This is a genomic window from Microbacterium sp. B19, assembly GCF_000333395.1.
GTDB lineage: Bacteria > Actinomycetota > Actinomycetes > Actinomycetales > Microbacteriaceae > Microbacterium.
The window spans coordinates 1-14,997 of sequence record NZ_BADA01000229.1; the positions used below are offsets into that span (position 1 = coordinate 1).

17 protein-coding genes are annotated in these 14,997 nt (G+C 71.0%); 12 read left to right on the forward strand and 5 right to left on the reverse strand.

Annotation, left to right across the window (positions count from 1 at the left end; translation table 11 throughout):
- Both I5G_RS21485 and I5G_RS08725 read left to right on the forward strand, forming a co-directional pair.
- Positions 1 to 1,776 (forward strand): DUF4118 domain-containing protein (locus I5G_RS21485; RefSeq protein WP_022878715.1); only part of this gene is annotated, 1,776 nt, incomplete at its 5' end.
- Positions 1,773 to 2,444, forward strand: coding sequence for a response regulator (locus I5G_RS08725; protein ID WP_022878716.1), 672 nt, complete (start codon positions 1,773 to 1,775; stop codon positions 2,442 to 2,444). The genes I5G_RS21485 and I5G_RS08725, both read left to right, overlap by 4 nt.
- 243 nt (positions 2,445 to 2,687) lie before the next feature.
- Here I5G_RS08725 and I5G_RS25830 read toward each other — a convergent pair whose 3' ends face one another.
- Both I5G_RS25830 and I5G_RS21490 read right to left on the reverse strand, forming a co-directional pair.
- Entirely contained in the window at positions 2,688 to 2,828 is a 141-nt protein-coding gene (locus I5G_RS25830) for a hypothetical protein (RefSeq protein WP_022878717.1), read from the reverse strand.
- On the reverse strand, positions 2,828 to 3,301 hold the full coding sequence (locus I5G_RS21490) for a hypothetical protein (protein ID WP_022878718.1): 474 nt from the start codon (positions 3,299 to 3,301) through the stop codon (positions 2,828 to 2,830). The genes I5G_RS25830 and I5G_RS21490 overlap by 1 nt, the downstream gene beginning before the upstream one ends.
- 430 nt (positions 3,302 to 3,731) lie before the next feature.
- On the opposite strand from I5G_RS21490, the gene I5G_RS08740 reads away from it, so the two are divergent.
- The 5 genes from I5G_RS08740 to I5G_RS21495 all read left to right on the forward strand — a co-directional run bounded on the left by I5G_RS08740 (position 3,732) and on the right by I5G_RS21495 (position 7,644).
- The gene (locus I5G_RS08740; protein WP_022878719.1) at positions 3,732 to 4,973 is read left to right on the forward strand and encodes an aminotransferase class V-fold PLP-dependent enzyme; all 1,242 of its coding nucleotides are present in this window, start codon (positions 3,732 to 3,734) and stop codon (positions 4,971 to 4,973) included.
- The gene (sufU, locus tag I5G_RS08745) at positions 4,970 to 5,425 is read left to right on the forward strand and encodes a Fe-S cluster assembly sulfur transfer protein SufU (RefSeq protein ID WP_022878720.1); all 456 of its coding nucleotides are present in this window, start codon (positions 4,970 to 4,972) and stop codon (positions 5,423 to 5,425) included. Before I5G_RS08740 ends, sufU begins: the two co-directional genes overlap by 4 nt.
- A gap of 173 nt (positions 5,426 to 5,598) precedes the next feature.
- Positions 5,599 to 6,042 (forward strand): hypothetical protein, encoded by a 444-nt coding sequence (locus tag I5G_RS08750; RefSeq protein ID WP_022878721.1) that lies wholly within the window; start codon positions 5,599 to 5,601, stop codon positions 6,040 to 6,042.
- A 172-nt stretch (positions 6,043 to 6,214) separates the two neighbouring features.
- Positions 6,215 to 6,577 (forward strand): metalloregulator ArsR/SmtB family transcription factor, encoded by a 363-nt coding sequence (locus tag I5G_RS08755; protein ID WP_022878722.1) that lies wholly within the window; start codon positions 6,215 to 6,217, stop codon positions 6,575 to 6,577.
- Positions 6,574 to 7,644, forward strand: a complete 1,071-nt coding sequence (locus tag I5G_RS21495) for a cation diffusion facilitator family transporter (protein WP_022878723.1) — start codon at positions 6,574 to 6,576, stop codon at positions 7,642 to 7,644. The genes I5G_RS08755 and I5G_RS21495 overlap by 4 nt, the downstream gene beginning before the upstream one ends.
- Positions 7,645 to 7,779: 135 nt before the next feature.
- Here the strand turns inward: I5G_RS21495 and I5G_RS08765 are convergent, their stop codons facing one another.
- Both I5G_RS08765 and I5G_RS08770 read right to left on the reverse strand, forming a co-directional pair.
- Positions 7,780 to 8,757 carry an SRPBCC family protein gene (locus tag I5G_RS08765; protein WP_022878724.1) on the reverse strand — a complete coding sequence of 326 codons (978 nt, stop codon included), beginning with the start codon at positions 8,755 to 8,757 and terminating at the stop codon, positions 7,780 to 7,782.
- Between the two features lie 18 nt (positions 8,758 to 8,775).
- Positions 8,776 to 9,183, reverse strand: a complete 408-nt coding sequence (locus tag I5G_RS08770; RefSeq protein ID WP_022878725.1) for a helix-turn-helix transcriptional regulator — start codon at positions 9,181 to 9,183, stop codon at positions 8,776 to 8,778.
- A 215-nt stretch (positions 9,184 to 9,398) separates the two neighbouring features.
- Between I5G_RS08770 and I5G_RS08775 the strand changes: the two genes are divergently transcribed.
- Together I5G_RS08775 and I5G_RS08780 are read left to right on the forward strand one after the other, a co-directional pair.
- Positions 9,399 to 9,713 (forward strand): type II toxin-antitoxin system RelE/ParE family toxin, encoded by a 315-nt coding sequence (locus tag I5G_RS08775; protein WP_022878726.1) that lies wholly within the window; start codon positions 9,399 to 9,401, stop codon positions 9,711 to 9,713.
- A 13-nt stretch (positions 9,714 to 9,726) separates the two neighbouring features.
- Positions 9,727 to 10,824, forward strand: coding sequence for a HigA family addiction module antitoxin (locus I5G_RS08780; protein ID WP_022878727.1), 1,098 nt, complete (start codon positions 9,727 to 9,729; stop codon positions 10,822 to 10,824).
- A 101-nt stretch (positions 10,825 to 10,925) separates the two neighbouring features.
- Here I5G_RS08780 and I5G_RS08785 read toward each other — a convergent pair whose 3' ends face one another.
- Entirely contained in the window at positions 10,926 to 12,287 is a 1,362-nt protein-coding gene (locus I5G_RS08785; protein ID WP_022878728.1) for an NtaA/DmoA family FMN-dependent monooxygenase, read from the reverse strand.
- 114 nt (positions 12,288 to 12,401) lie between these two features.
- Between I5G_RS08785 and I5G_RS24000 the strand changes: the two genes are divergently transcribed.
- The 3 genes from I5G_RS24000 (at position 12,402) to I5G_RS08800 (ending at position 14,997) form a co-directional block, all read left to right on the forward strand.
- Positions 12,402 to 12,941, forward strand: coding sequence for a helix-turn-helix domain-containing protein (locus tag I5G_RS24000; protein WP_022878729.1), 540 nt, complete (start codon positions 12,402 to 12,404; stop codon positions 12,939 to 12,941).
- Positions 12,938 to 13,498 (forward strand): helix-turn-helix domain-containing protein, encoded by a 561-nt coding sequence (locus tag I5G_RS24005; RefSeq protein ID WP_022878730.1) that lies wholly within the window; start codon positions 12,938 to 12,940, stop codon positions 13,496 to 13,498. Before I5G_RS24000 ends, I5G_RS24005 begins: the two co-directional genes overlap by 4 nt.
- A 185-nt stretch (positions 13,499 to 13,683) precedes the next feature.
- Positions 13,684 to 14,997, forward strand: coding sequence for an extracellular solute-binding protein (locus I5G_RS08800; RefSeq protein ID WP_022878731.1), 1,314 nt, complete (start codon positions 13,684 to 13,686; stop codon positions 14,995 to 14,997).

Consider the following 14,997-nt stretch of genomic DNA (forward strand, 5'->3'; position numbering starts at 1 on the left):
CTCGGCGGCACGTACCACCAGGTCGTGGGCGACGAGGTCGCCACGGCCCTCGTCGATTTCGCCCGGTCGGTCAACGCGTCGCAGCTCGTCATCGGCGTCAGCCGCCGCGGACGCCTCGGCGCCGCCCTCACCGGCCCCGGCATCGGCGCGACCGTCATCCGCCTGTCCGGCGACATCGACGTGCACATCGTGAACCACGCGCGCGCCGGCGGCCGCTTCGCCCTCCCCCGCCTCGCCGGACCCGCGCTGAGCGCGAAGCGGCGCATCCTCGGGTTCCTCACGGCGCTCGCGGGAGGTCCGCTGCTGTCGTGGCTGCTCATCGCCACCGGGACCGACGAGTCGATCACGACCGACGTCCTCGCCTACCAGCTGCTCGTCGTCGTCGTGGCCCTCATCGGCGGCATCTGGCCGGCGGTGTTCGCGGCGGTGCTGTCCGGGCTGACGCTGGACTTCCTGTTCATCCAGCCGCTGTACACGGTGACCATCGCCAACCCGATCCACGCGATCGCCCTGGTGCTGTACGTCGTCATCGCGATGCTCGTGAGCGTCGTCGTCGACCAGGCCGCTCGGCGTGCCCGCGCCGCACGTCGGGCCGCCGCCGAGTCCGAGCTGCTCGCCACGGTGGCGGGCAGCGTCCTCCGCGGCGAGAGCGCGGTGCCGGCGCTGGTCTCCCGCGCCCGCGAGGCGTTCGCGCTCGCGGGCGTGCGACTCGTGGCATCCGATGGATCCGTGCTCGCCACCGACGGCGAACCGGTCCGCGATGGCCGGGCGACCTCGGTGCCCGTCGGCGACGGACGCGCGGTCCTCGAACTGCACGGCAGGGACCTGGATGCCACGGAGCGGCGCCTCCTCGACGTCGTCGTCGCGCAGCTCGCCGCCGCCCTCGAGCGCACCGATCTGGCGGAGACCGCCGCCGAGGCGGGGGTCCTCGCCGCGACCGACCAGGTGCGCAGCGCCCTGCTCTCGGCGGTGAGCCACGATCTGCGCCGGCCGCTCGCCGCCGCCGTCGCCGCGCTCGGCGGTCTGCGCGCCGCCGGCGACCAGCTCTCCGCGGACGATCGCCGCGAGTTGCTGGAGACCGCCGACGAGAGCCTGGCCACGCTGTCGGTGCTCGTCACCGACCTGCTGGACGTCAGTCGCGTGCAGGCCGGAGTGCTCGCGGTGTCGCTGGCTCCGGTGGACGCCGCAGGGGTCGTGCTGGTCGCGCTCGACGAGCTCGGCCTCGGTCCCGACGACGTCGAGCTGGCCCTCGACCCCGACCTGCCGCCGCTGCGGGCCGACCCCGTGCTGCTGCAGCGGGTGCTCGTGAACGTCCTGAGCAACGCCGTGCGCTTCACACCCGACGGGGGTCGGGCGCGGGTCGCGACGAGCCGCCTGGGCGGGGTCGCCGAGATCCGCGTGATCGACCACGGCCCCGGCGTCGCACCCGAGCGGCGCACCGACATGTTCGCGCCGTTCCAGCGCCTCGGCGACACCGACAACACCGTGGGACTCGGCCTGGGTCTCGCGCTGTCGCGCGGCTTCGCCGAGGGCATGGGCGGAACGCTGACCCCCGAGGACACCCCCGGCGGCGGGCTCACGATGGTGATCGCGCTGCCGGTGGCGGATGCGCCCGCTGAAACCTCGCGCGACGCCGAGGGCGCGGCATCCCTCGGCGACACGACACCCGAAACCTCCCGCGACGCCGAGGTCCCGGCATCCCTCGGCGACACGACACCCGAAACCTCGCGCGACGCCGAGGTCCCGGCATCCCTCCCCCGAACGGAGACCCGATGAAGGTCCTGATCGCCGACGACGATCCGCAGCTCGTGCGGGCGCTGCGGATCACCCTCGCCGCGCACGGATACGACGTCGTCGCTGCGGCCGACGGGGCGGCGGCGATCACGCTCGCCGCGCAGGCGCATCCCGACATCGTGCTGCTCGACCTCGGGATGCCGCACCTCGACGGCGTGCAGGTGATCCAGGCGCTGCGCGGGTGGACGACCGCGCCGATCATCGTCGTGTCCGGCCGCACCGGTTCCGCGGACAAGGTCGAGGCGCTCGACGCCGGCGCCGACGACTACGTGACCAAGCCGTTCCAGATCGACGAGCTGCTCGCCCGCCTGCGGGTGCACGGGCGGCGAGCCGTTCCCGCGAGCGGGGAGTCCGTCGTGCGGTTCGGCGACGTCGAGATCGACCTCGCCGCGAAGGCCGTCACGCGCGCCGGCTCCCGCGTGCACCTGACCCCGACCGAGTGGCGGATGCTGGAGTTCCTCGCCCGCAACCCCGGCTCGCTCGTGACGCGGCAGACGCTCCTCAAGGAGATCTGGGCGAGCGAGCAGGTCGCCGACAGCGGGTACCTGCGCCTGTACATGTCGCAGCTGCGGAAGAAGCTCGAGGCCGAGCCCTCCGCCCCCGCGCACCTGCTGACCGAGCAGGGCATGGGCTACCGGCTGGTGCTGTAGTCCGGGGGCTGTCGGGTTCCGCCGGGCGTGCGCGGGGCCGGTGCGGGGCGTGCGCGGGGCCGGTGCGCGGCCGGTGTCCGGGAACCGCGAGACCGCACCCGCCTGACAATCCGGCGTCATGCTGCAGTGGGTTTGTCGGCCGCGTGCAGTCTCGCGGCCAGCCCGCGGTCCAGACCGGCCGCACAACGGACCCGCCCCGACCGGCGCGTGCCGAACTCCGGAGAAACCCGTCGGTTCCGGCCCCTACCGACGACATCCGGCCCGATTCGGGTCGAAATCTCCGGAGTTCAGCACGGGCTCCGCAGCCTCCTCAGCGCCCGCGGCCTCGAACTCGGCCTGCACGCGGGCGCAGCGGCAGGCGTAGACGATCGAGTGCAGGAGCATCAGCGGACCTCGCCGACCGTGTGGCATCCGGGGCACGGGAAGGCGATGCGGTCGCCGGCGCCCACGTCGTCCGGCAGCGTCACGCTCCCGACCGCACGTCCTGCCGCGTCGACGACGTCGAACGTCGCGTCGTACGCGTGCGACACACGCCCGAGCAGGCGCGCCTCGCGCCACACCGCGTCGAGTCCCGCGGCGCACGCGTCGAGTCGGAGCGTGCGGGACTCGGCATCCACCACCGTCGCCACCACCACCGTCGTCGACAGGATCGTGGATGCCACCCCTCCCGACGCCGGGATCACCGCCGGGCCCGTGCATACGCAGGGCGTGCCGCAGAGGTCGGCGTAACGGCCGACGGACACGGCGCGGACGGTGACGTCATCGAGCGTCGGGGCAGAACCGGCGGGCCACGCGGCCGCGTCGAACGGCGCCGGAATGCTCGCGCGGAGGGTGGGGAGGAGGGCGGTGAGGGTCATGCATCCGGTCTACGCCGCAGGGGGCTGGGCCCCCGCGAAACTGACGTTTTCCGTGCGGCGGGGGCGCGGTTCCTCACGACCGCGGTGCGGGGTCGGGGCTGGGGCCCCGCGGCCGCGAGACTGCATCCGCCTGACAAACCGGCGTCAAGCTGCAGTGGGTTCGTCAGCAGCATGCAGTCTCGGCGGCAACGCCCGGCGGGGGCGCCCCGCGGCAGCGCCCGGCCCCAACGCCCGGCGGCAGCGCCCGGCCCCAACGCCCGGCGGCAGCGCCCGGCCGCAACGCCCCGCGGGGGCGCCCCGCGGCAGCGCCCGGCCCCAACGCCCGGCGGCAGCGCCCGGCCCCAACGCCCGGCCCCAACGCCCGGCCCCAACGCCCGGCCCCAACGCCCGGCCCAACCCCCACCCACGCGCCGCCGCGTAGCCTGGAGGGGTGACACTCCCCTTCGACGTGGCCGCCGTGCGGGCCGAGTTCCCGATCCTCGGCACCGAGATCGACGGCCGGCCCCTCGTCTACCTCGACTCCGGCGCGACGAGCCAGAAGCCGCGCGCGGTCCTGGATGCCGAGCGCGACTTCCTCGAGACCGCCAACTCCGCGGTACACCGGGGCGCCCACACGCTCGCCGCCGAGGCGACGGAACTGTTCGAGGACGCCCGCGCCGCCGTCGCGGAGTTCGTCGGCGGCACGCCCGAGCAGCTCGTCTGGACCTCCGGCGCGACCGCGGGACTCAACCTCGTCGCAGGTTCCCTCGGCCATGCCGGGCGCCTCCGCGAGGGCGACGAGATCGTGGTGACCGAGGCCGAGCATCACGCGAACCTCATCCCGTGGCAGGAGCTCGCGGCCCGCACCGGCGCGCGCCTCCGCCACATCCCCGTGCACGACGACGGCACGCTCGACATGGCCGCGGCGGAAAGCCTCATCGGCGCGCGCACCAAGGTCGTCGCGTTCCCGCACGTCTCGAACGTCCTCGGCATCGTGAATCCCGTTGCCGAACTCGTCGCCCTCGCGCGGACCGTCGGCGCACTGACCGTCCTCGACGCGTGCCAGTCGGCACCCCACCTTGTGCTGGACCTCCCGGCATCCGGAGTCGACCTCGCCGTCTTCTCGGGACACAAGATCTTCGGCCCGTACGCGATCGGCGGCCTCTGGGGCCGCGAGGACGTGCTGGATTCGCTCCCGCCGTTCACCACCGGCGGATCCATGATCACCACCGTCACGCTCGAGAAGGCGGAGTTCCTCCCGCCGCCGCAGCGCTTCGAGGCCGGCACGCAGCCGGTGTCGCAGGCGATCGGACTCGCCGCCGCCGTCCGCTGGTTCGGTGCTCTCGATCGCGACGCCGCGCACGCGCACGAGGCCGCGCTCGAACGGCGCCTCCGCGAGGGACTGCGCTCGATCGACGGCATCCGTCTGCTCGGAGACACGGATGCCACCGACCGCGTCGCCCTGCAGGCGTTCGACGTCGAGGGGGTCCACGCGCACGACGTGGGGCAGTTCCTCGACAGCCGCGGGGTCGCGGTCCGCGTCGGGCACCACTGCGCCCAGCCGCTGCACCGGCGCTTCGGCCTGACCGCGTCGGTGCGCGCGAGCGCGGCGGTCCACACGACGACCGGCGAGGTCGACACCTTCCTGGATGCCGTCTCCGGCGTCCGCAGCTTCTTCGGGGTGCACGCATGAGCGGCCTGGAATCCCTCTATCAGGACCTGATCCTCGACCACTCGAAGAATCGCCGCGGTTTCGGGCTGGCCGACCCCGGCGCGCACAGCGCCACGGTGCATCAGCGCAACCCGATCTGCGGCGACGAGATCACCGTGCGGGTCGACGTCGACGGCGGCCGCGTGGCATCCGTCAGCTGGGAGGGCGCGGGCTGCTCGATCTCGCAGGCGTCCGCGTCGATGCTCGTCGCCCTGCTCGACGAGGACGGCGGAGACGACGGGATGCCAACGGCCGACGCCGAAGCGCTGATCACTCGCTTCCGTGAGGCACTGCGGTCACGCGGCCAGATCCCCCTCGACGAGGAGACGTTCGGCGACGCCGCGGCACTGTCCGGCGTCTCCAAGTACACCGCGCGCGTGAAGTGCGCGATGCTCGCCTGGGTCGCGCTCGAAGAGGGCCTGCGCCAGGCCTGACCCGCTTCGCGCACGGGACCCGTTGCGGGCGGCACAACCTCAGCGATCCGCGCAACCTCAGCGGCATCCCGGGCCTGCCGACTCACCCAGCGCGGATCCCGCACCGTGCGCCCTCCCCGGCGCACCCGGTCGGCGCTATCCTGCGGAGCGACGACGTCGGAAGGATGGATGCCATGGCGGCAAGCGGAGCGGGATTCAGCGACGAAGAACGCGCGGCGATGAAGCAGCGCGCCGAAGAGCTCAAGGCCATGAAGGGCCTGAAGGGCGCGGCGAAGCTCGAGAAGGAGAACGAGGCGTGCCTCGAGGCGATCGACAAGCTCGAGGGCGTCGACCGCGCGGTCGCGGAGCGCGTGCACGTGATCGTGCTCGAGGAGGCCCCGCACCTCACGCCCAAGACGTACTACGGCTTCCCGGCCTATGCGAAGGACGGCAAGGTCGTCGTGTTCTACCAGCCGGGCTCGAAGTTCAAGACGCGCTACGGCACGGTGAGCTTCGACGAGACCGCGCAGCTCGACGACGGCCCCATGTGGCCGGTGTCGTACGCCGTGATCGAGGTCACGCCCGAGGTCGAGCAGAAGATCCGCGAGCTGGTGCGCCGGGCGGCCCCGACCGCCTGACGCGGCGTCGGGGCTTGACATCCACGGATCTGCGCCGAAGCTCGCAGAATCCCGCGTTGTTCGCAGATTTTCGGCAGAATCCTGCGATTTTCGGGCCATCCTGCGAACCTCCGCAGACCCGTGGATGCCACGACCCCGAAGCCCGATGAATTGCAAGGCGTAGTATCTGCGTGTGCACGTAGATAACCAGCTACCGGGGGTCGGGCCCGACTCGGAGTACGTCGAACTCGCGGTCGAGGTGTTCGCGATGCTCGCGGATGCGACGCGGGTGCGGATCATCCTGGCTCTGCGCGACACCGACGAGATGTCGGTGAACACCCTGGCGGGCGTCGTCGACAAGACCCCGGCCGGAGTCTCGCAGCACCTGGCCAAGCTGCGGCTCGCCCGCATGGTCTCCGCGCGCCGCGAGGGCACCACGGTCTACTACCGGCTCACCGACGAGCACGCGTCCGAACTCGTCGTGGCCGCGGTCAAGCAGGCCGAGCACGTCGTCGGTTCGCCGGCGCACCACTTCGGCGCGGAGACCCCCGCGTGAGCGACCACCGGCACCCGCACGCCGACCACGCGCACGATCACGCGGAGCACGGTCACGACCACCACCACTCCCACGACCACGACCACCACACCCACGACCACCCGCGCGGCGGGGTGAAGGGCTTCCTGTACGACCTGTTTGTGCCGCACACGCACGACTCCGCGGACTCGATCGACGACGCGATGGAGGCGAGCTCGGCCGGCATCCGGGCGCTGAAAATCAGTCTGTTCGTGCTGCTCGGCACGACGGTGCTGCAGGCCGTGATCGTCGCGTTCACCGGGTCGGTGGCGCTCCTCGCCGACACGATCCACAACTTCGCCGACGCGCTGACCGCGGTTCCGCTGTGGATCGCCTTCGTCCTGGGGCGCCGCGTCGCCACCCGCCGCCACACCTACGGGTTCGGCCGCGCGGAAGACCTCGCCGGGATGTTCATCGTCTTCGTCGTCGCTCTCTCCGCCGTGGTCGCGGGGTGGGAGGCGATCGACCGATTCCTCCACCCGCGACCCGTCGACAACCCGTGGCTGCTCGTCGCGGCGGGACTCATCGGCTTCGCCGGCAACGAGGCCGTCGCGATCTACCGGATCCGCGTGGGCCGACGGATCGGCTCCGCGGCGCTCGTCGCCGACGGCGTCCACGCCCGCCTCGACGGCTTCACGTCCCTGTCGGTGGTCCTGGGCGCGATCGGCGTGCTCCTCGGCTTCCCGCTCGCCGACCCGCTCATCGGCCTGCTCATCGCGGTCTCGATCATGGTGCTGCTGTGGGGCACGGTGAAGTCGATCGGAGCCCGACTCATGGATGCCGTCGACCCCGAGCTCGTGCACCGCGCAGAGCACGCGCTCGCGCACGCCGATGGCATCCAGGCCGTTCGCGACGTCCGCCTCCGCTGGGTCGGGCACCGCTTGACGGGCTCCGCGACGGTGGAGGTCGCCGCGGTGGACCTGCACTCCGCGGCGCACGCCGCCGAGGATGCCGAGGCCCGCGTCCGGCAGGCGCTCGGCAACCTCGACGCCTTCACCGTCACCCCGGCACCCGCCGGACACGCGCACGCGGCGCACCCGACCGCCTGACGCGGCGTCGGGGCTTGGCATCCACGGATCTGCGCCGAAGCTCGCAGAATCCCGCGTTGTTCGCAGATTTTCGGCAGAATCCTGCGATTCTCGAGCGATCCTGCGAACCTCGGCAGACCCGTGGATGCCACGACCTCAGCCGACGAGCACGCCCTCGAGCCGCCGGTAGCTGTCTTCCATGCCGCCGATCATGCCGGTGGCGAGGACCATGTCGCGGGTGGCGGCATCCGGGTACTCGATGAGCAGCGTCAGCAGGGTGACGCCGTCCTCCTCGTAGAGCGAGAGGTCGTTCGTCGTGGAGGGGAAATCGGTGCCGGTCATGTGCTCGGTCTGCACGACGCGGCGCGGCGCCTCGACGTACAGCACCTCGCCGTCGAAGCCGAAGGCCTCGCCCGGGGTGCCCTCCTCGGGCTCCCACGCGGTGCGGTAGGTCGCGCCGACGGTGTCGCCGATCTCGCACACGGTCATGCGCCAGCCGTCCGGGCCGAGCAGCCAGCGCCGCATCAGGTCGGGGTCGGTGTGCGCGCGCCAGACGAGGTCGCGCGGACCGTCGATGAGCCGGGTGATCCGCACGTGCTGGTCGCTCAGCACCTCGAGCTGCGTGCCCTTGCCCTGCGCGTATTCGCGCAGGTCCTGCACCACGATGTCGAGCTGGTTCATCGCTAGAGTCGAGCCCTCGACGACACCCATCGCCACGACCTGCTCGAGCGCTTCCGCCGAGGCGAAGCGCGACACGCTCGTGAGGCGCGAGCCCTCGACCGTCGCCTCGAACGTCAACGTCATGCGCATCGCCGGCATGGTCTCGAGCGGCTCGCCGTTCTCATCGGCGAAGGAGTCGATGACCTCGTACCCGCGCGGCGGGTCGATCGACACGAACTCCCAGGTGCCGTTCGCGCTCTCGCCGGTCGGCGACGTCATGCGGTAGGTCGCGCGGCCGCCGGGCGTGAAGTCGAAGGTGGCGAAGGTCGACGGCCACCCGGGCGGGCCCCACACCCGCTCGAGCTGTCGCGGGTCGCTGAACACCGCCCACAGCCGCTCGGGGCCGACCGGGAAGTCGGCGACGAGGGTCATGGTGAGCGCTTCGGCGTCGGTCTCGACGGAGGTGACGGGCATGAGGGACTCCTTCGTTTCTCAGTTCTCGGTCGCGGGTGATGTCGTGGGTGCGGGTGTATTCGGAGGATGGGTGCCGGATGCCGTGGCATCCGGGTCTTCGGCGAGGAGGGCGTCGAGGCGGTCGATGCGCCCGCGCCAGAGGTCTTCGTACGAACGGAGAAGGCGCTGCACGTGCGCGATGGCGGCGGGTTCGGCGCTCACGAGACGCTCCCTCCCCTCGGCGCGCTTGCGGACGAGGCCGGCCTCGACGAGCACGCCGATGTGCTTCGAGACCGCCGCGAACGACATCGCGTACCCCGCCGCGAGCGCCGACACCGACTGCTCGGCGACGAGCGTGCGCCGGACGATGTCGCGCCGCGTCGCATCGGCGAGCGCGTGGAACACGCGGTCGATGTCGGCGTCGGTGGGAGCGATTCGTTCAACCATTTGGTTGCACGTTAGCGCGCGCAAGATCGCGAGGCAAGCATCAGATGCGGCCACCCTCCGAGCGTGCCGCGCGCGGCGCACCCCACCCGCAGGAGAGTTCACCCCTCTCCCACAGCAGTCTCACCCTCAGTGGGCCGGCGTTGACGGTATCCACGCGCTAGTCTGTAACGAGATCGGTGACACCGAATCACTGTTACGAGATCGGTGACACTCGAGTGAAAGTACTGTACGAAGACAGCAAGCTAGAGAAGCTCTGCACCGACGAACGAGAGATGCGGCGCAAACGCACCGACATCGCGGACAAGCTGCGGCGACGCATCAAGGCACTGGAAACGGCCGCGTCCGTCGGCCACCTACCCACCCACGACCCCCTCGGCCGCTGGCATGCCCTGAGCGCGAATCGGAACGGCCTGTGGGCCGGCAAGCTCAGCGCCAACTACCGACTGATCATCCGACCGGAGTCATCGGCGCAGACAGCAGACGCGGTGACCGTCACCGTGATCGAAGTATCGAACCACTACGAGTCCTGAGAGAGGAGACGCCATGACCGCCACGAACTACGCCGTCGCCCCCGGGGAGTATCTCGAGGAATGGATCGAAGACGAGGGCCTATCCCAGCAACGCGTCGCCGAACTTCTGGGGAGCAGCCGGAAGCACGTCAATGAGATCGTCAACGGGCGCGCCCCCATAACGCCCGACACCGCCGTCCGACTCGAGCGCGTCGTAGGGATCCCCGCCACCTCCTGGCTCACCTATGAGGCGATGTACCGCTCGGATCTCTCCCGGATCGCCGACCAAGAGAATCTCGCCGCACACGTGGATGACATCGATCCGTCAGCCGTTGCCTACTTGCGGAGCCTGGGTGCGACGGATGCCACGAGACGCACGCCCGGGAAGCTGGTGTCGGACTTCCTCGCGTTCCACCGGTGCGGCACATGGGACGCATACGAGCACCTCCACGACGCCGCCTGGAAGGGCGAGGACGCTCTCGCCGCACTGAAGGACTCCGGCGCGACGATCGAACGCAGTCTGCTGACGACGTGGCTGCGCTCCGCGGAACTCACCGAACCGTTCGAGCGTGGCCGAAGCTTCGACTACGACCCTCACCGACTGCGCATGCTCTTGCCCGCGCTCCGAAGCCGCGCGGCGACGCCGGACGCCACCCTGCTTCGGGACATCGCGAGCATGCTCACCGATGTCGGAGTGGTCTTCCTCGTCGTTGCGCCCCCCAAGAAGCTCCCCCTGCTGGGCATGACCAGATGGATCGAGAAGCGGGTGCCGGTCATCCAGCAGACCGGCCGTTGGGGCAAGGACGGCTTCGTCATTTGGACCCTCTTCCACGAACTGGGGCACGTTCTGAACGACCCGCGCGGCGAGATGCACCTCGAGTACAGCACCGACAAGAAGCGCACCAGTGCTGTCGAGGCAGCAGCGAACGCGTTCGCGATGAAGGTTCTCTTCGGAGAACAAGAACTCGCACCGTTCCGGGGACTCACCCACGATGACGAGATCGCCCAGAAGGCGCATGAGATCGGCATCGCACCGGGGGTCGCCGTGCACCAGATGCACCGCCGGCGACTGCTCGACTACCGGTTCGGGAACAAGCTCTGCGTCGACCTCTCGGGGACGTACACCGCCTGATCGGGTCGCAAAGTAACGGGGCACCACACGGCTGTTCCAGGCACCGCAGCCGATCGCGGTCGCGGCCGGTCGCGAACCGCGGTGGCGAACCCAGCCGGTCGTCAGGCCTCCCGGCTCCCCGGGTGCCACGACGGCAGCTTCGGGCCCCCGCCGGTGAGCATCTCGCGCAGGGTGCCGCGACGCGGCTCCTCCGGCAGCAGTCCCCGTGAGCGGAGTTCGGGGAGGACGTGCTCGATCACGTCCACGTAACCCTCGGCGCCGCCGAACCAGTTCTCGACGAGGAAGCCGTCGACGTCGGTCTCTTCGACGAACGCCTCCACCTGATCGGCGATGCTCTTCGCGGTGCCGGTGAACTTCACGCCGCCGATCGTCGACGGGAGCATGTCGAGTACCTCGCCGACGGTCGGGCTCACGCCGTCGGGGTTGCGCCACAGGTTCACCGTCGTCTGGCCGACCTCCGTGGCGACGTCGTCGAGGGTGGCATCCGGGTCGAGGCGCGCCAGGTCGACGCCCGACCATCCGAGGAACAGCGCGGCCGCGGCTTCGCGCGTCGGCGTCCGGTTGAGCTCTTCGCGCAGGCGGTGGGCCTCGGCATCCGTGTCCGCGACGATGAAACTCGCGCCGTTGATGACCGCGATCGAATCGGCGGGGCGGCCGGCGGCGACCGCCTTCTCGCGCAGGGTGCGCACCGAGCGCGCGGCGCGGGTGGCCTCGCGGTCCTGCGTGAAGACGCACTCGGCGTAGCCGGCGGCGAACGTGGTGCCCGCGGACGAGGTCCCGGCCTGGAAGAGCGTGGGCGTGCGCTGCGGCGAGGGGATCGCGGGGAAGTAGCCGTCGAAGCGGAAGTACTGCCCGTCGTGCTGGATGCGGTGCACCTTGGCGGGATCCGCCCAGGTCTTGGTGGCCTTGTCGGCGAGCACCGCGTCGTCGTCCCAGCACTCCTCCCACAGGCGGAGCGAAAGGTCGACGAACTCCTGCGCCCGCGCGTAGCGCTCGTCGTGGGGGGTGATGCCGTCCAGCCCGAGGAGCCGCACGAGCGCCTGCTGGTTGTCGCTCGTGACGATGTTCCAGCCCATGCGACCCCCGCTCAGGTGGTCGAGCGTCGCCAGTGTCCGGGCGTTCAGCAGGGGGCGCTGCGCGGTCGTGGATGCCGTGACGACGAGGCCGATGCGCGGGACCGTCGCGGCGATGGCCGACATGATCGCCATGGGGTCGTGCACCGGGAGCTGCACCGCCTCGCGGATGACAGCGTCGGGCACCTCGCCCTCGTCGTTCATCGGGTAGCCGATGGCCTCGGCCATGAAGAAGAAGTCGAAGCCGCCGGCCTCGACGGTGCCCACCAGCTCGCGCCAGAACTCGAGAGTCGCGAACCCGCTCGTGTCGCCCCGCGGGTAGTGCCAAGCGTTGCCAATGAAGTTGGGCGTGAATTTCTCGAAGGCGCCGAGGATGAGGTGCTTGCTCATGGAACTCCTGACCGGTGAGACGACGATGCGCTGATGATAACCCATACAAATCACACGGAGAGTCGGATGCCGGTGACCCCGGCAACGGCGGGAGCGTCCCCGTATCCTCGACGAGTGAGCCAGCAGCAGGGGGCGGCGACCGCGATCGGCGCGGCGGTGCGGAGGCGACGGCGCGCGCTCGGCCTGTCCATGCGCGACCTCGCGGGCCGCATCGGCACGTCGCAGCCGTTCGTGTCGAACATCGAGAACGGCCGGATCTTCCCGAGCCTGCGCACGCTGGCCCTCCTCGCCGAGGCGCTCGACGTCTCGTCCGACCAGCTCCTGCGATCCCCCGAGAAGGTCGACCGCGCCACCGTCGACGCCCTCCCCCACCTGGATGCCGAGGCGCCCGCGACGCCGGGACGCCTGCTCGACGCCATCCGACTCCCGCTCGCTCCCCACGAACGCGAGGCCCGACCGCGCATCCACCCGGGCGAGGAGATCGTGCGGGTGCTGCGAGGGGATGCCGTCCTGCTGCGCGAGTCCGAGGCCCCGCACCCGCTGGCCGAGGGCGACGCGGTGTGGATCGACGGGGCGGTCCCCCACCGGATGGAAGCCGGCCCGCGGGGTGCGACCGTCCTGATCGTCCGGACGGCCGCGGGGGCACAGGCATGACCGACGCCGAGCCCCTCGACCGACGGATCGGCGACGCGGTGCGGGCAGCGCGACGCGACCGGCAGTTGACCACGCGGCAGCTCGCCGGACTCGCGGGGATCTCCCAACCGACGCTGTCCAACATCGAGAACGGGCGCGTGCGCGCGGGCGTCGCCACGCTGTATCAGATCGCCGAGGCGCTCGGCGTCCCTCCGGCGCGCTTCCTCGCCGACGACACCGGCGGGCAGGACGGGCACGACGAGAGCGGGCACGGAGTCCGGCTGCGCGCGCTCCCCGCCCCCGCCGAGGCGCAGCTGGAGGCGTACGAGGTCACGGTCCCGGCCGGGTGTTCCGAAGAGCAGGCGTTCCAACACGAGGGCGAGGACGTCATCGTCGTCCTGTCGGGACGGGGCGAACTCACGGTGGGCGAGCGGACCTTCGCTCTCGCGGAAGGCGACGTGCTGTGGATCGACGCGACGTCGCCGCACCGGTTCACCGCGGCGCCGACGGAGGCGCTGTGGGCGCAGGTCGTCACCGCCCGCGCGAGGCGGCGGCCCGCGGCATCCACAGATAACTGAAACAAATCAGAAACGCCGCGAATGAGCGGGCGTAACCGCGGGGTGTGACCATCGGTGCCGCGGAAGTCGAACACCTAATTCTGCGACTTTATCGCATTAATTGCCAGACCGACCCCGATATTCCTCTGGCACCCCGCTCCACCGCACCGCCCGTCCATCCGGCCACCGAAACCCAGGAGCTCTCCGTGACTCGCTTCGGTTACACCCGCACCACCCGAAAGTCCCGCCTGGCCGCCGTCGGAGCCACCGTGCTCGCGGCGACCCTCATCCTCAGCGGCTGCGGCCGCCCCTCCGACGCGGGGGCATCCGCGTCCACCACGACGGTGGACGACTCCCCCGCGACCGGAGCTGTGACGCTCTGGGCCCCCGACGGCGACGCCACGGCGCTCTCCGACGTCCTCGCCGATTACAAGAAGGCGAACCCCGACCTCGACCTGCAGATCACGCTCGTCCCCTCCGACGAGTACAACACCAAGCTGCAGACGGCCATGGCCGCCGGCACCGGACCGGACATCGCGCAGGTCTACACCGAGGCGCAGTCGCAGTTCCTCGCCAGCGGAGCGTTCGCACCGGTGCCCGACGGCCTCGTCGACGCCTCGAGCTTCTTCTCCGGTGTGTGGGATGCCGGTCAGTACAACGGCACGACGTACTCGGTGCCCTGGTACGCCTACACGTACGCGCTCATCTACCGGAAGGACCTCGCCGCCGCGGGCGGTGCCACCGTCCCGACCACGTGGGATCAGACCCTCCCGTTCTTCCAGGCCCTCGAGAAGGGCGGCGCGACCAAGGGCTTCGGTGCCGACGTCGGGTGGGACACCTACACCGGTCAGGCGTTGCAGCGGTACGCGGTCCAGGCCGGACAGAGCCTGCTCAGTGCGGACGGGAAGTCCTGGCAGATCGACACCCCCGAAGGCATCCAGGCGATCAGCCACTTCACCGAGCCGTACCTCAGCGGCGTCGCGGCGGTCGACACCCCCGGCTTCCTCGACTCGCAGCCCTACTTCGTCGACGGCAAGACCGGCTCGATGCTGTCCGGCCCGTGGGTGATCGCCGCCCTCGACGGCGTCGCGAAGCAGCCCGGGTGGACCGCCGAGCACGTCGCCACCGCCGTCCAACCCGCCGGTCCCGCCGGTGACATCGGCAACCTCGGCGGCGGCAGCTGGGTCGTGAACAAGGACAGCAAGAACGCCGCCTCGGCGTGGAAGGTCGTCCGCGAGATGGCCGACGAGAAGACGCAGATCGCGCAGTTCGCCGCCTACGGCAGCATGCCGGCCGTGCAGTCCGCCTGGAAGGACGACTCCATCGCCGGGAACGCACTGTACGACGCGTTCTTCGAGCAGCTGAAGAACGTCCAGCCCATGCCGTCCGCGACCACCTGGACCCAGGTGTCTACCGCCATCGGCGCCGAACTCGAGGCCGTGGCCCGCGGAACCGAGACGGCCGAGGAGGCCGCCAAGAAGCTGCAGTCCGCCGCCGACGGCATCGGAACCGGCGACTGA

Excerpts from the sequence above, each read along its gene's own strand:
- I5G_RS08725 (WP_022878716.1), top strand. The coding sequence starts at position 1,773 with ATGAAGGTCCTGATCGCCGACGACGATCCGCAGCTCGTGCGGGCGCTG.
- I5G_RS25830 (WP_022878717.1), bottom strand. The coding sequence starts at position 2,828 with ATGCTCCTGCACTCGATCGTCTACGCCTGCCGCTGCGCCCGCGTGCAG.
- I5G_RS21490 (WP_022878718.1), bottom strand. The coding sequence starts at position 3,301 with ATGACCCTCACCGCCCTCCTCCCCACCCTCCGCGCGAGCATTCCGGCG.
- sufU (WP_022878720.1), top strand. The coding sequence starts at position 4,970 with ATGAGCGGCCTGGAATCCCTCTATCAGGACCTGATCCTCGACCACTCG.
- I5G_RS08750 (WP_022878721.1), top strand. The coding sequence starts at position 5,599 with ATGGCGGCAAGCGGAGCGGGATTCAGCGACGAAGAACGCGCGGCGATG.
- I5G_RS08765 (WP_022878724.1), bottom strand. The coding sequence starts at position 8,757 with ATGCCCGTCACCTCCGTCGAGACCGACGCCGAAGCGCTCACCATGACC.
- I5G_RS08770 (WP_022878725.1), bottom strand. The coding sequence starts at position 9,183 with ATGGTTGAACGAATCGCTCCCACCGACGCCGACATCGACCGCGTGTTC.
- I5G_RS08780 (WP_022878727.1), top strand. The coding sequence starts at position 9,727 with ATGACCGCCACGAACTACGCCGTCGCCCCCGGGGAGTATCTCGAGGAA.
- I5G_RS08785 (WP_022878728.1), bottom strand. The coding sequence starts at position 12,287 with ATGAGCAAGCACCTCATCCTCGGCGCCTTCGAGAAATTCACGCCCAAC.
- I5G_RS24005 (WP_022878730.1), top strand. The coding sequence starts at position 12,938 with ATGACCGACGCCGAGCCCCTCGACCGACGGATCGGCGACGCGGTGCGG.